Genomic DNA, 14,633 nt, shown 5'->3' with positions numbered 1-14,633 from the left:
GGCCCGGACGTCAATAGACAGCCGTGCGCCGGCTCAATCGGCGGAACCGAGTTCCTCGTGGTGCCCCACCTCTCCCTGCTTCCAGTACGAGGCGATGCGCATGTGCCTGGGATCGGCGCCGGGCTTGGAAAGCACCTGCTTGCGCAGTTGGGCCATGGCGCGGTGTTCACCGGCCGCCCAGATGAATCCGGAACCCTGTGGGATGTCCAGCGACTGAACCGACGGGGCCAGCGATTCCACCCATTGCAAATCCAGATTGGCGGCGCTGCGCCATGCGCGCCGATCCGCCCCGTCGGCAAGCTGCACCCGAACCACGGCCTGCGTGCCTGGGGGCAGCTCCGCCAGGCGACGCTCGATCGCCGGCATGGCCGTTTCATCGCCCAACAGCCAATGCCATTGCAAATCGACGGGGACCAGCATGCTGCCGCGCGGGCCGGCAAGGCCCACCCATTGACCTATGGGCGCTCCCCGCGCCCACTCGGCGGCCGGTCCCGTCCCATGCAGGGCAAAGTCCATCGCCAGCGTGTTGCGCGCCGCGTCATGGCGCAGGGGGGTGTAGTCGCGCATGGTGGGACGCTCGCCCTCGATATGCGGACGGCCGTCGATCATGACGGGCAGGCGCGGCTTTTCCAGGCCGGCCTGGGGCAGGATGAGCTTGATGTGATCATCAAAGCCGGCGCTTATAAAACCATCCAGCTCCGCGCCGCCCAGAGTCAGACGAAGAAAACCGGGGCTGATGGATTCGCGTGCCAGCAATTGCACGTGGCGTGCACGGAAAGGATGGCGTATGCGCTGCAAGACGGGAGCGGAGTCGATGGTAGGCATATTTCCCTATAAGTTGATAAAATCAACAAATTATTAACCAATAAGTTGATTTAGTCAACAATAGTCTATTCAGTATGAAACCATCCCTATCGGTCGACGTATTCGACTGCGTTCATGAATTGCTGTCCCTTTTTCGCGAGCGCATGCGTAGGTCCCTGGAAGCCGCGCATCCAGAGCTGACGTTCAATGAGATGCGCATATTGATGCGCACGGGACGCCACCCGGGGATCACGCAAAAAGACCTGGTGGAGCACAGCCATACCGACAAAGCGCAGATGGCGCGCCTGCTAGCTCATTTGCAGGAAAAGGGCTGGCTGAAGCGCAGCGCCAGCGAAAGCGACAAGCGCGTGCGCTGCCTGCACCTAAGCGCACGCGGCCAGCGGCTTTTCACGCAGCTGCGCAGCTTGCAGGATCAGGTCGCCACCCAGTTGCTGAAGGACTGCCCTTCTTCTTCGCAAGCCCAATTGCTGGCCTTGTTGCAGGACGCCAGGAGCAGCGCCGCGGCTCGATGAAGGCCAGGCTGGCGGGCAGCGAACCGACGGACCGCATGCCCGCCGCCCGTAAAAACGACTTGGCCCGCTCATGCGAGCGGGCCAAGTCGTTTGATTCCAGTGGTGCCGATGAAAGGAGTCGAACCCTCGACCTTCTCATTACGAATGAGCTGCTCTACCAACTGAGCTACATCGGCACGGAGCAAAACGGCCAAAAAAACAGCAAGAGGCCGGCTAGCTGCCAAGCCCGCTATTATACATGTTTTTACCGCAACACCATCGATCCTGCCTTGCCAAGGCAAGCTCGATCTCCTCCAGCGTCGGCATGGACGCCGCCGCAGCATGCCCGGTCACTGAAATTCCCGCCAGCATGGCATGCCGCCCATCGTTGAAAAGGCGCCGCGCCGCAATCTTCAGTACACTGGCTCACCTCACCTCCCCGTCTTCCCGAACATTGCGCCCCCATGATCGTCCCGTTCCAAGCCTTGGCCTGCCCGCTCGACGGGGCGGCGCTGCACCGTAGCGGAAATGCCTGGCAATGCGGGTCGGGACACAGTTTCGATATTTCCAGCCAGGGCTACACCCATCTGCTTCCCGTGCAAAGGAAGCGTTCGCGCGATCCGGGCGACAGCAAGGAAATGGTGGCGTCGCGTCGGCGCTTCCTGGGTTCGGGGGCGTACGACCCGATAGCCCAGGCCACGAACCGGATGGTTCTGGCCGGCGCGCCTGTCGGCGCAAACATGGCCTGCCTGGACGCCGGATGCGGCGAGGGACACTATCTGCGCCGCCTGACGGCGAGCGCCGGACCGGACATGACGCTGGCCCTGGTCGGGCTGGACATCTCGAAGTGGGCCGTCCAGTCCGCGGCCCGGCAAGACAAGCAGATGACATGGCTGGTGGGCAGCAATGCCAACCTGCCCATACGGTCCGGCAGCCTGGACTGGATACTTTGCATGTTCGGCTTTCCCGTCTATGCGGAATTCGCCCGGGTGCTCAAGCCAGGCGGACAGCTCTTGCAGGTGGATGCGGGCAGCCGCCATCTGCACGAACTGCGAGAGATCATCTACCCTGCAATCAAGGCGGAACGCAAGAACACCGTGTCCGAGCCGCCCGGCTTCGAGCGCATGGAGTCGGACATGCTGAATTACTCCGTGCCGCTGTCGAGCATGGAGCAGATCTCCGACCTGCTCGCCATGACGCCGCACCTGTACCGGGCGAAAGCCGAGGACGTGGCCAAAGCGAAAGCATTGACCCGCCTCTCGATCACCGTGGATGTACGCCTGGCAAGGTTCAGGCTGAAGCCCACCAGCCTATAAACATCTGTCACCCGGCGCCGCTAGCGCGACGCCAGAAACTCCTTCACCAGACCGACGAATTCATCGGGCCGCTCCAGCGGCGCCAGGTGCCCGGTGGGCATTTCGGCGTAGCGCGCGCCGGGCACGGCGGCGGCCAGCGCTCGGGCATGCGACGGCGGCACCATGTGATCGTGCGTGCAGCCTATGACCAGGGTGGGGGCCGTGATGCGCCCCACGTAGGGGCTCATGTCCAGCGTCAAATCCAGTTCGACCTGGCGCAGCATGCCTTCCCACCAATTGGTGGCCATGATCATTTCCAGGGTTTCGTCGACTTGCCGCTGGCTCCAGCCGGCCAGGAAATCGGGACTGAAGCCCGTCAGAAGCACCATACGCGCAAGCGCCCGGCGATCCGTGCGGATAAGATCGCGCCACAATTCAAATTGAAGCTTCAGGCGGCTATCCCCACCGCCGGCCAGGCCGGCCAGCAAGACCACCGACCGCACTTGTTCGGGATGCTCGGCCGCGATGTATGCGGCAATGCAGGCCCCCAGCGAATACCCCACCAGGTCGAAAGGCGCCTTCCCGCCCGCATTGGCCGCCGCCCGGACTTGTTCGGCCAGCATGGGAAGGGTCAGGGCGCCATCGCCGTCCCGCGTTTGGCCCGAGCCGGAATAATCAGGACGGACGACCGTCCATCGCTCGGCAAACTGCCCCACCAGATGTTCCCAGTTGGTCACGGCATCCGCGCCGGTTCCGTGTACAAGGACCATCGTAGGCCCTTCCCCATCCACCCGATAGGCGACTCGCGCGCCTGCCACGTCGACCGTTGCCATATTGGTTTCCCCTCTTGAAATTTTTCCGGCCGATCTTATATATCACACCAAAGGGTGGGTTGTCTTTTCCGCCCGGCCGGGCCAGGCCGCGTTCCCCGGAACCACGCCGGCGCCCTGTGTATGTCGAAGGTAAACCATCTTATAGCGAGGTTGAAAATGGCAAACAATCTGATGCGCTTCAATCCATTCGGCGAACTTTCCCGTTTCGACGCATTCCGCGACTTTGACGAGATGTTCAAGAATTTCCGCCTGAGCGGCCCGCTGGGCGAGCAGGCGGCTCCACGCATAAACCTGGACGTTTCCGAAAGCGAGCAGGCTTACAGCGTGAAAGCCGAAGTGCCCGGAGCTCGGAAGGAAGATGTAAAGGTCACGCTGGACGGAAACACGGTCTCGATCCGCGTCGAGACGCGAAAGGAAAGCGAGCAAAAAGACGGTGAAACCGTCCTGCACAGCGAACGCTATTACGGCGTGCAATCGCGCAGCTTCGTGCTGGCGCAGGACATAGACGATGCCCAGGCCAGCGCTCGGTATCAGGACGGTGTACTGGAACTGACGCTGCCAAAAAAATCGGGAGAGAAAGGCGCTAAAGTGCTGGAAATAGCCTGATCGAAACCCCGCGCCAGGGCACTGGCGCGGGCCGGTTCCTGACTTGTCTATCTCTGTGCTCCCGGTAAAAAGCGGTAAAGTTGGCCGATGCCGTCAGAAGCATCGGCCTTTCTTTTTGATAACAACAACGGAGCGCAGACATTGTCCAAAGCCAAAGTAGTGAAAATCCAGTCCTTCGGACCCGAGTCGGTCATGCAGGTGGTCGAAGAGGAACTGCCCGCGCCGCAAGCCGGTCAGGTTCAAGTCCGCCAGGAAGCCATCGGCTTCAACTACATCGATATCTATCAACGCCAGGGCGTCTACCCGCTGCCTCTGCCGACCGGTCTCGGCCATGAGGCCGCCGGCGTGGTCGTGGCGACCGGCCCGGGCGTATCCAATTTCAAGGCGGGCGATCGCGTAGCCTATATGAACGCCGGCGTGGGCGCGTACGCCAGCCTGCGCAATGTGCCGGCTGACAAGCTGCTTGCCTTGCCGGACGATATCTCATGCGAGGATGCGGCGGCCGTGCTTTTCAAGGGTATGACGGCTCAATATCTGCTGCACAAGACCCATCGCGTTCAGCCTGGCGACATGGTGCTGGTGCACGCGGCCGCCGGCGGGGTCGGCCAGATACTGTGCCGCTGGGCCAAGCATCTGGGCGCCTTCGTCGTCGGAACGGCCGGCTCTGCGGATAAGTGCCGGCTGGCGCGCGAGGCCGGCTGCGACATCGCCATCGACTACAGCTTGCCCGGCTGGCCCGCAACGCTGCTGGCCGAAACGGGCGGCCGCAAGGCGCGCGTCGTCTACGACTCGGTGGGCCGCCACACCTTCCTGCATTCGCTCGATTGCGCGGCGCCTTTCGGCCTGGTCGTTTTGTATGGCGCGGCGTCCGGACCTGCGCCCGAAATCTCTCCTGAACTGCTCAACAAGAAAGGCTGCCTCTTTCTGACCCGCCCGTCGGTCTTTCCCCATAACGCCGATCCGGCGACGTTTCGGGCGAATGCCAAGGTGCTGTTCGACGCGATGTCTTCAGGCACCGTGCTGGCCAGCATCGGCGCCCGCTATCGCCTCGATGACGTGGTGCAGGCCCATGAAGCCGCCCAGGCGCGCCGGACCAGCGGCGCCATCGTTCTAACCCCCTGATTTCCCGCCCCTGTTTTCCCGGATTTCGAGAGGAACTTGAATTCGGGAAAAATCCGGGGCATAATTTCACTCGTTTATGTATACAAAAGAATTCATATACACACAAAACAAAAATACGGATTCCACATACCTATTTTCAACTTGAAAGAAGAGCCACTGATGACGCTGGAACGAGTAGAACAAAGCCGCCTGACCGAGATCACGGTCAAAGCCCTGCAAACCTATGGGCTCAGCGAGCCGGATGCCCGCAGTACCGCCGAAATCCTGGTGCTGGCCGATATGTTCGGCTTGCATACCCACGGGGTCAGCCGCGTGGAGTCGTACGGCGAGCGCCTGGATTTGGGCGGCATCAAGGCATCGGCGGAAATGAAGATTGAAAAGTCGGCCCTCGCCATCAGCAAGCTCGACGGGGACAACGGCATCGGTCCCCTGGTCGGCCAAACAGCCCTGAAAGAAGCGATGGCATTGGCTCAACAGACCGGCGTGGGCGTGGTGTTTGCGCGCGGCAGCAATCATTTCGGGCCGATTTCCCCCTACGCCTTCCTGGCGGCCCAGCAAGGCTATGCCTCGTTCATCTGCAGCAACGCCACGACCACCATTGCGCCATGGGGCGGTCGCGAGGCGCGGCTGGGCAACAGCCCGCTGGGCTTCGGCATTCCCAACCCCGGCGGCGATCCCTTCCTGCTGGACATGGCGCTAAGCGTGGTGGCCCGGGCCAAGATCCGGCAGGCGCTGCAGCAGGGCGCCGCCATCCCCTCCACATGGGCGACCGACAAGGAAGGCCGTCCCACGACCGACCCCAAGGCGGCATTGAGCGGCTTTCTGATGGCCATCGGCGGCCACAAGGGCTATGGGCTGGCCCTGGTCGTCGACCTGCTGGCCGGCCTGCTGTCGGGCGCGTCCTACCTGACCCGCATCCAGTCCTGGGTCGACAACCCCGAAGCGCCTCAGGACCTGGGCCACTTCTTCCTGCTGATCGACACGGCGCGCCTGGGCGGCGCCGACTGGCTCCGGGAAAGGATGGAGGACTTCCGCGGCATCCTGCACGATACGCCGGCCGCCGACCCCGCCATGCCCGTCATCGTGCCCGGCGAGCTGGAGCTGGACAAGTACCGGCTGGCGCAAACCAGCGGCGTCGAAGTCGAGAAGGCGTCCATGGAGCACCTGCTCGAGCGAGCGGCCCGATAATCGTGGTGTTTCAATCCGCAAGCGACGCGCCCCATGCCTATCAAGAAAAGTAACTCGCAGGCCGCCCAGGCCTATATCGAACTGAAGCAACGCATCGTCTCGGGCGAATTCGGCCCGGACGACAGGCTGCGCGAAGTCGAGCTTTCCGAGCGCCTGGGCATGAGCCGGACCCCCGTGCGCGAGGCGCTCAAGCGCCTCGAGGACGAAGGCCTGCTCACTCACCAGCCGCGCAAGGGCCTGCTCATCACGACGCTGGACCAGCAGTCCATCACGCAGCTGTATTCCCTGCGCGAAATACTTGAGGGCGGGGCGGCGCGCTTTGCGGCCAAGCACGCCGACGACATCGAAATCGACAATATGCGCGCCATACTGGACGACAGCAGGAACGGCGCGGACCCGATCAAATCGAATTACGACTTTCATCAGGCCATTTATGCCGCCTCGCATAACCAGTTCCTGATCAAGGCCATCAACAACCTGATCGATTCCACCGCCCTGCTGGGCCAGAGCACGCTGGCGCATACCGGCCGGCCCGCCCTGGCCTACCAGGAACACATGACGCTGTTCGACGCCATCGCGGCACGCGATGCGGACCGCGCCGAACAAGAGGCGCGCAGCCACATCAGGCAGGCCTTGCTGGCACGCCTGAAGCAGCAGCGGTCCGCCCCCGCGGGCGGCTGAAGAAACCAACATCCACCATTCAACCAGGAACTTCCCCATGAGCACGAATCCATCCGACGCCCGCAAGGCACTGCTGTCCACCGGCAAACTGCGGGCGGCCATCAATTACGGCAATCCGGTACTGGCCCAGAAGAACGCCGCCGGCCAGCCCCAGGGCGTATCGGTTGCCCTGGCCAAGGCCCTGGCCCAGCGCCTGGACGCCGAACTGGAAATCGTCGCCTTCCCCGCGGCGGGCAAAGTGGTCGATGCCGCCAAGGACGACATCTGGGATATCGGCTTCCTGGCCATCGATCCCCTGAGAGCCGAAGAGGTCATGTTCACGTCGCCCTACGTCATCATCGAAGGCACCTACCTGGTCAAGGAAGACAGCGGCCTGAGTACGCTGGACGATGTCGACGCCGATGGCCTGCGCATCGCGGTCGGCAAAGGCGCGGCCTACGACCTGTTCCTAAGCCGCGAGCTCAAGCATGCCGCCATCGAACGGGCCGCCACCTCGGCGGGCGCGGTGGACCTGTTCCTGGAGCAGGGGCTGGACGCCGCCGCCGGCGTGCGGCAACCGCTGGAAGCCGCGGCTCGGCAGCATCCCGGACTGAAGGTGCTGCCCGGCTACTTCACCGCCATCCGGCAGGCCATGGCCACGCCCGTCAGGAACAAGGCGGCGCATGCCTACCTGCAATCCTTCATCGAAGAGATGAAAGCCAGCGGCTTCGTGGCGCAAGCGCTGCAGGACAGCGGCCAGGGCGAGGCCACGGTGGCTCCCGCCGCCGACTGACGTACTCGCGCCCTCACCCCAGACACCCGAACCACACAAACCCAGCCGAGGTAATAGCCATGTTTGCCGCCCCTCCCGAAACCACCGCGCGCGTCTTCGCCACTTTGCCCAAGGAGCTCGAAGGCGACGCGCGGCAATCCTACTGGCTGCAACAGCAGCACAAAGGCCGCCAGTTGCCGGCCTTCTTTGAAGGCCCCTCGTTCGACAGGGAAGGGAATCTTTACTGCGTCGACGTGGCCTATGGGCGGATATTCCGCATAAATCCGCAAGGCGAATTCCACCAAGTCGTGCAATACGACGGCGAACCCAACGGCCTGAAGATCCACCGGGACGGCCGCATCTTCATCGCCGACTACCGTCATGGCATCATGGTGCTCGATCCCCACAACGGCCGCATCGAGCCTTACTTCACGCGTCCCATGTTCGAGCGTTTCCGGGGCGTCAACGACCTTCATTTCACATCGAACGGCGACCTGTATTTCACCGACCAGGGCCAGAGCGGCTTGCAGTCACCCAATGGGCGGCTGTTCCGGCTGAGCGCCGGCGGCAAGCTGGACTGCCTGCTGAACAACATTCCCAGCCCCAACGGCCTGACCTTCAACGCCGCCGAGACAGACCTGCTGCTGGCCGTCACTCGGGCCAACGCCATCTGGCGCGTGCGCTTCTTCCCCGACGGCAATGTGTCGAAATCGGGCACCTTCATCCAGATGTCGGGCGGGCTGGCTGGGCCGGACGGACTGGCGCTGGACGAGGACGACAACCTGCTGGTCTGCCACATGGGCATGGGAAGCGTCTGGAAGTTCAGCCGCCTGGGCGAACCCCTCCTGCGCATCCGTTCGCCCAAGGGCATTCTGACCAGCAATTGCGCCTTCGGCGGAAAAGACAACAAGACCCTGTTCATCACCGACTCGGAAACCGCGTCGATACTCGCCGTCGACCTGGACGTTCCGGGCAGGAAAACCTACGCGCTCAGCTGACCCCACATTCTATCCAACATCGAATCGCAACGATTTCGGGAAACCAACCATGAAACACACAGATTTCGCCAAACGCAAACTCCTCGCAGCCGCCATGGCCGGCTGCATCCTCGCCGCCGCCCCCGGCCTGGCGCCCGCCCAGTCCGGCGCCTATCCGGACGGCCCCGTCACGCTGATCGTGCCCTTTCCGGCCGGCGGCGGCGTGGACGTGGTCGGACGCATCCTGGCCAAGAGCCTGGCGGTCGAACTGAAGCAATCGGTCGTCGTCGAGAACAAGCCCGGCGCCAGCGGCATGATAGGCGCCGGCTACGTGGCCAGCGCCAAGCCCAACGGACTGACGCTGCTGCTGGCCAGCTCCGGCGAGGTGGCCATCAATCCGCACCTGTACAAGAAGATGTCCTACGACCCGGCCACCGACCTGGCGCCGGTATCCCTGGTCGCCAAGATCCCGAACATACTGGCGATCAACAACAAGCTCCCGGTCGATAACCTGGCGGAGTTCGTCGACTACGCCAAGAAGAACAGCCGCGACATGTCCTACTCGTCCAGCGGCATGGGCAACATCCAGAACATTTCGGGCGAACTGTTCAACAAGCTGGCCGGCACCGAGATTCTGCACGTGCCCTACAAGGGATCGGCCCAGGCCGTGGCCGATGTCGCGGGCGGGCAGGTCAGCGCCACGTTCGCCAGCGGCGCCGCCCTGCTGCCCTTCATACAGGCCGGCAAGGTCAAGGCCGTGGGCGTTTCATCGGACAAGCCCATGAGCGCGTTTCCCGATGTTCCGCCCATCAGCAGCGTTCCGGGCCTGAAGGATTTCGTGCTGGTGAACTGGTTCGGCCTCTTCACCACCGGCGGCACGTCCGACGCGATCATCGACACGCTCAATGCGGCCACGGTGAAAGCATTGAACGACCCCGAGGTCATCAAGACGCTGGAAAACCAGGGTGCGCAGCCGGCGCCCATGACCCCCGCCGAGTTCGGCACCTTCCGCAGCGAACAGTCTGAACTCTTCGGCCGGATCATCAAGGACGCCGGCATCAAGATCGAGTAAGCGCCGCAGCGCTCCAGGTCCACCCATACACGCCGCCATACCATCATCATGCACACCACACCCGCCCGTTATCAGCAGCAGCTCGACATTGAAGGGAACGCCTACAGGGCGGTCGACTTCGGCAGCATCGACCAGGCCTCGCTCGCGCGCCTGCCGACCGTCCTCCTGCTGCTGCTCGAAAACGTGTTGCGCACCACGCGGGGCGAGGAGCGCGAGCAGGCGGCGGCCGCGATACTGGGCTGGCTGGATCAGGGCCGCAGCACCGCCGAGGTGCCCTTCCTGCCGAACCGGGTGCTGATGCACGATACGACCAGCACGCCGGCGCTGGTCGATATCGCGGCCATGCGCGATTACCTGGCGCGCGAAGGCGCCGACCCCTCCGTGCTTACGCCCTCCCTGCCGGTGGACGTATCCATCGACCACTCGCTGGCGGTCGAGGCCTTCGGCCAAGCCGATGCGGTGGAGCGGAACATGGAGCACGAGATCCGGCGCAATGCGGAACGCTACCGCTTCCTGCGCTGGGCGTCGTCGGCCCTGCCCACGGTCCATATCAATCCGCCCGGCACCGGCATCATGCATACCATCAACCTGGAGCAGTTGGCCACCGTGGTGGCCACGCAGCAAAAGGACGGCGATGCATGGATCTTCCCCGACATGCTGCTGGGCACCGACAGCCACACCCCCATGATCAACGGCATCGGCGTGCTGGGCTGGGGCGTGGGCGGCCTGGAAGCACAGACCGTGATGTTCGGCATGCCCACCATGCTGCGCATTCCCGACGTCATCGGCGTGCGCCTGGTCGGCACCCGGAACGAGGTGACGCAAGCCACCGACATCGCCCTGACGGTCACCGAGCGCTTGCGCCAGCTGGGCGTGGCGGGCGAATTCGTCGAGTTCCATGGCCCGGGCGTCTCCACCCTGAGCGCCGGCGACCGCGCCGTGATCGCCAACATGGCGCCCGAGTACGGCGCGACCACAGGCTATTTCGCCGTCGACGGGAATACGCTGGATTACCTGCGCATGACCGGCCGAAGCGAAACGCACATCCGGCAGGTGGAAAGCTATGTCAGGCAAATGGGCTTGTGGTTCGATCCCGAGCGCCGGCCCCGATGTACGCAGGCCATAGAAATCGACCTGGGGGATATCGGCATTTCCGTCGCGGGCCCCCGGCGCCCGCAGGATCGCCGCGATTACTCCGGGACCGCCCGGGCGCTGGACGAAATCGAACACGAGTTCGCCCCCGACGCGGCACCGGGCCTGCCCAGATATCCCGTGGGACTGGCGGCCATCACCAGCTGCACCAACACCTCGGATCCCCGCCTGCTGATCGCCGCCGGCCTGCTGGCGCGAAAAGCGCGCCAGCAAGGCCTGAAGGTGCCCGGCTGGGTCAAGACATCGCTGGCGCCGGGATCGCCGGCCGCCGCCCGGTATCTGGAGCGGGCCGGCCTGTTGCCCGACCTGCATGCGCTGGGCTTCGACATCGTCGGCTATGGCTGTACCACCTGCATCGGAAACTCGGGACAACTGCTTCCGGCGGTGCAGCAGGCCATGGAACTGAACCAGGCCAGGCCCGTCGCCATCCTGTCGGGCAACCGCAACTTCCCGGGGCGCGTCCATCCGGACCTGGACCTGGGCTTCCTGATGTCCCCCGCGCTGGTCGTGGCCTTCGCGCTGCACGGCGACGCCAGGGTCGACCTGCGCGAGCAAGCCGTGCAGGTCACCGATGACGGGCGGGAAATCCACCTGAAGGACATATGGCCTTCCGAACAAGAGGTGTCCGACGCGCTGCGGCTTTCCCAGGATCCCGCGGATTACGCATCCGCATTCCGGCACGCCTCGCACAATCCCTTGTGGGATCACCTGGAAGCGCCGCAAGGCGTGCTTTTTCCCTGGAACGAGGACTCGAACTACCTGCAGCCGCCTCCCTTTGCCGCCATGCGCGATCAAAGCCTCCTGGGGCGCTATACGGCCTACCCTTTGATGATCGTGGGCGACGACGTGACCACCGATCATATTTCGCCCGCCAGCGCCATACCGTCAAACAGCTTCGTGGCCGACTATCTGGCGGACCGGGGCGAAGACCGCCGTGACCTGAATGTCTTCGCGGCGCGCCGGGGCAACTGGAAAGTCATGCTGCGCGGCGCCTTCCATAGCCGCGCTCTGAAGAACCTGCTGTGTCCATCATGTCCGGTGGGCCATACGCTGCACAGTCCAAGCGGCCAGATGCGGCCGCTGCACGAGGTTGCCGACCTTTACCGGCAGGCCGGCCAGTCCACGGTGTTGATTGCCGGAGAACGCTACGGCACGGGGTCTTCGCGCGACTGGGCCGCCAAGGTCTTGCGCCTGCTTGGAGTACGCGCCGTGCTGGCGCTGAGCTTCGAACGCATACATCGCTCCAACCTCATCGGCATGGGCGTCGTCCCGATCAGGCTGCCTCACTCGCTGTCGGAAGGGTCGCTGCGCCTGATGCCCGGCGATACGGTGGAGCTGGACCTGGACCCGGAAACCCTTGCGCCGCGCTGCGCTGTCCAAGTCCTGCTGCGCCGGGTCGATGGCCGGACCGAAACCATCGCTGCGACCGCCGCCGTTGAAACCATGCTGGAACGGGACTTCCTGCGCATCGGAGGCGTCATGCCGATGATACTGGACCGCTCCGTCAAAGGCGCCGCCTAGCGCCTCAGTTGCCCGCCCATGGGCAGACACGTGATCTCCACCATTCGCATACCGGCAAGCGGCTGATACCCAGCCGCTTGCGCCCGGCCTACGATGGCATCGCACCATAACGATAAGGAATAGCGATGCCCTATTTCACGGAGATAGCCACCAATGAGGCCCCCGACGCCGCCCAGCTTCACGACTTCCTGAAGGCGGCGCGGCGCTTCCTGCATGATTTGCTGAATAACGAGCTGCGGCTGGATCAGCCTCGTCCGGACATCCCGCCCCCGATATTCGCCGAGTTGCGCGGGGATGCACTGGGCGTTTTCCAGGAGTATGTCCAGGGGCGCTTCGAGCAATTGCATCGAGCGGTGGATGAAGCCGATCCCGACGCCCTGCGACGGGCGGGCCTGACGGGGCAACCCCAATACCTGAAGCTGCGCACGCTGGCGCAGCTTGAACAATCGCCGGGCGACGAAGGTGCATACTGGCCGCGCGTCATCAACATGACGGATCAGGTCGATACCATACTGGAATCCATATTGGATCTGCTCAAGAGCCTTGTGCCGGGAATGGACGGCTACATGGTGTTGTTCCGCGAATACAGGGCTACGCTGCTTGCCATGCTGCGCGGCTGATTTCCCGAAATTCCAGTATAGTCACGATCTGCATGATGCGTGAATCCATCACGCTTGCACTCGTACACCGTCCCATCATGACCGATAAGCGCAAAGGCCCTGCGCGCGCACCTGTTTCCGGCATCGGCGATGCCCGGTTCAGTCTGGCCGGAACGACCATCACCGCCGCTTCCGGCGTCCAGGCACACCCTCTTCCCTCAGTGAAGGCCTTGCGGCGGCAAGGAGCGGCCAACGATGGCGCCGCGTCCAACCCCTGTCTCAGCTGTGGCGCCTGCTGCGCGCACTTTCGCGTTTCCTTCTATTGCGGCGAAATCGCCGGCGAGAGCGGCGGCACCGTGCCGCCCGAACTGGTCAGCCAGGTCAGCCCGCTGCGCGGCTGCATGAAGGGCACCGAATACGGCGGGCAACGCTGCATTGCGCTGCGCGGGGAACTGGGCCAGGAAGGCATCCACTGCGCCATCTACGAACAGCGCCCATCGCCCTGCCGCGAGTTCCCCGCCTGGATGGAAGACGGCTCGCCCAATCCGGATTGCCAACGGCTGCGCAAGGCCATAGGCCTGCCGCCCCTGCCGCATCGCTCGGACGACGACGGCGACCAGAACCCCACCAACACGCCACCCCGCCGCGGCGACGTGGCGGCATAGCGCGCGCGTACAATTCCGGATTCCGGCCATTCCGTTTTCAAATCGCTTGGCCGGATTCAGACAACATTTTTGGAAGTAATGCATTTTGAGCACTAAACGAAGTAAACGCTGGAACGGCGAGCTGGACTCGCTCGCGCCGGAGTTCCTGAAGGAAGTCCTGGGCAAGATGGAAGCCTACGGAGACCGGGTGCAGTTCGAGCAGCCGAACAAATCAGCCCGCCCCAATTATCAGGTCATCAGCACGTCGAACCGCAAGATGGGATTCGATTCCAAGCATCTCTTGCTGCGCCTGAACGAGGATGGCAATGTGGGCGAGCAATTGACGTCCGAGTTTTCGCTGGAAGCGATACGGACGGCGATGAACGGCGGCGGCAAGAAGCCGGCAGGCAGCCGGGCATCGACCGTTGTCCGGCGGTCCGGCGCCAGCGGCGGCGCCTCCCGCAGCGCGCCGGCGGCGGCCGCCGCCGCGGTGGATGAAGTCGAACGCGACAAGTACGCCTACTTCAAGGCCAATCGCGAATACCTTCCCGAAGGCATCACCCGCTACTCGCAGCAGATCAGCGACCTGATGCGCAACGGAATGTCGGCGGAAAACGCATTCGAAGCCATCATCAAGCAGAACTTCTGACCCTGCGCTCCCGGGGGCGGCCGCAAAGCGCCCCCGGCTTATCCACACAGACTGTGAATAAGCCTGCGCACAACTCCCGCGCATGTTGCTGAAACGTAATAAATACGCCGAATTCCGACGTTTGGTCAGCGAATACCCAGGCTCCGGTAACGACAGGTTTCCCCTGGAGATGTCTTTCCACAGGATATGCTTGAAATCCCCTCAGTTGTTGTCATGATGAAAACTCA

15 protein-coding genes and 1 tRNA gene are annotated in these 14,633 nt (G+C 63.5%); 13 read left to right on the top strand and 3 right to left on the bottom strand.

The annotated features are described in order from the left end of the window. Positions 1–33: 33 nt before the first annotated feature. The gene (locus OEG81_RS06105; RefSeq protein ID WP_264131814.1) at positions 34–825 is read right to left on the bottom strand and encodes a siderophore-interacting protein; all 792 of its coding nucleotides are present in this window, start codon (positions 823–825) and stop codon (positions 34–36) included. A 74-nt stretch (positions 826–899) separates the two neighbouring features. Here OEG81_RS06105 and OEG81_RS06100 point away from each other — a divergent pair, with 74 nt between their 5' ends. Further along, positions 900–1,337 (top strand): MarR family winged helix-turn-helix transcriptional regulator, encoded by a 438-nt coding sequence (locus OEG81_RS06100; RefSeq protein ID WP_264131813.1) that lies wholly within the window; start codon positions 900–902, stop codon positions 1,335–1,337. Positions 1,338–1,437: 100 nt separating this feature from the next. Here OEG81_RS06100 and OEG81_RS06095 read toward each other — a convergent pair. Continuing rightward, positions 1,438–1,513 (bottom strand) — tRNA-Thr (locus tag OEG81_RS06095). Positions 1,514–1,780: 267 nt separating this feature from the next. Between OEG81_RS06095 and OEG81_RS06090 the strand changes: the two genes are divergently transcribed. After that, entirely contained in the window at positions 1,781–2,632 is an 852-nt protein-coding gene (locus OEG81_RS06090; RefSeq protein ID WP_264131812.1) for a putative RNA methyltransferase, read from the top strand. Between the two features lie 20 nt (positions 2,633–2,652). Here the strand turns inward: OEG81_RS06090 and OEG81_RS06085 are convergent, their stop codons facing one another. Then, the gene (locus OEG81_RS06085) at positions 2,653–3,444 is read right to left on the bottom strand and encodes an alpha/beta fold hydrolase (protein WP_264131811.1); all 792 of its coding nucleotides are present in this window, start codon (positions 3,442–3,444) and stop codon (positions 2,653–2,655) included. A 156-nt stretch (positions 3,445–3,600) separates the two neighbouring features. On the opposite strand from OEG81_RS06085, the gene OEG81_RS06080 reads away from it, so the two are divergent. From OEG81_RS06080 to OEG81_RS06030, 11 genes are all read left to right on the top strand, one after another. Further along, positions 3,601–4,050, top strand: a complete 450-nt coding sequence (locus OEG81_RS06080; RefSeq protein WP_264131809.1) for an Hsp20/alpha crystallin family protein — start codon at positions 3,601–3,603, stop codon at positions 4,048–4,050. Positions 4,051–4,242: 192 nt separating this feature from the next. Further along, positions 4,243–5,172 (top strand): quinone oxidoreductase family protein, encoded by a 930-nt coding sequence (locus OEG81_RS06075; protein ID WP_264132501.1) that lies wholly within the window; start codon positions 4,243–4,245, stop codon positions 5,170–5,172. A 159-nt stretch (positions 5,173–5,331) separates the two neighbouring features. Further along, positions 5,332–6,360, top strand: a complete 1,029-nt coding sequence (locus tag OEG81_RS06070; RefSeq protein ID WP_264131808.1) for an Ldh family oxidoreductase — start codon at positions 5,332–5,334, stop codon at positions 6,358–6,360. Between the two features lie 33 nt (positions 6,361–6,393). Beyond that, positions 6,394–7,041 (top strand): GntR family transcriptional regulator, encoded by a 648-nt coding sequence (locus OEG81_RS06065; protein ID WP_264131807.1) that lies wholly within the window; start codon positions 6,394–6,396, stop codon positions 7,039–7,041. Positions 7,042–7,078: 37 nt separating this feature from the next. Next, the gene (locus tag OEG81_RS06060) at positions 7,079–7,813 is read left to right on the top strand and encodes an ABC transporter substrate-binding protein (protein ID WP_264131806.1); all 735 of its coding nucleotides are present in this window, start codon (positions 7,079–7,081) and stop codon (positions 7,811–7,813) included. Between the two features lie 59 nt (positions 7,814–7,872). Continuing rightward, positions 7,873–8,790, top strand: a complete 918-nt coding sequence (locus OEG81_RS06055; RefSeq protein WP_264131805.1) for an SMP-30/gluconolactonase/LRE family protein — start codon at positions 7,873–7,875, stop codon at positions 8,788–8,790. A 49-nt stretch (positions 8,791–8,839) separates the two neighbouring features. Continuing rightward, on the top strand, positions 8,840–9,841 hold the full coding sequence (locus OEG81_RS06050) for a Bug family tripartite tricarboxylate transporter substrate binding protein (protein ID WP_264131804.1): 1,002 nt from the start codon (positions 8,840–8,842) through the stop codon (positions 9,839–9,841). A gap of 48 nt (positions 9,842–9,889) precedes the next feature. Further along, positions 9,890–12,514 (top strand): aconitate hydratase AcnA, encoded by a 2,625-nt coding sequence (gene acnA / locus OEG81_RS06045; RefSeq protein ID WP_264131803.1) that lies wholly within the window; start codon positions 9,890–9,892, stop codon positions 12,512–12,514. A 125-nt stretch (positions 12,515–12,639) separates the two neighbouring features. After that, complete coding sequence (locus tag OEG81_RS06040) at positions 12,640–13,134, top strand: hypothetical protein (RefSeq protein WP_264131802.1); 495 nt, start codon at positions 12,640–12,642, stop codon at positions 13,132–13,134. 200 nt (positions 13,135–13,334) lie between these two features. Beyond that, entirely contained in the window at positions 13,335–13,778 is a 444-nt protein-coding gene (locus OEG81_RS06035) for a YkgJ family cysteine cluster protein (protein ID WP_264132500.1), read from the top strand. A gap of 85 nt (positions 13,779–13,863) precedes the next feature. Beyond that, the gene (locus OEG81_RS06030) at positions 13,864–14,406 is read left to right on the top strand and encodes a hypothetical protein (RefSeq protein WP_264131801.1); all 543 of its coding nucleotides are present in this window, start codon (positions 13,864–13,866) and stop codon (positions 14,404–14,406) included. Positions 14,407–14,633: the final 227 nt, after the last annotated feature.

The sequence above is a fragment of the Pollutimonas sp. M17 genome (assembly GCF_025836975.1).
Lineage (GTDB): Bacteria > Pseudomonadota > Gammaproteobacteria > Burkholderiales > Burkholderiaceae_B.
Note: the sequence above shows the minus strand (reverse complement) of the source record. Positions and strands in the feature narration are given on the sequence as shown.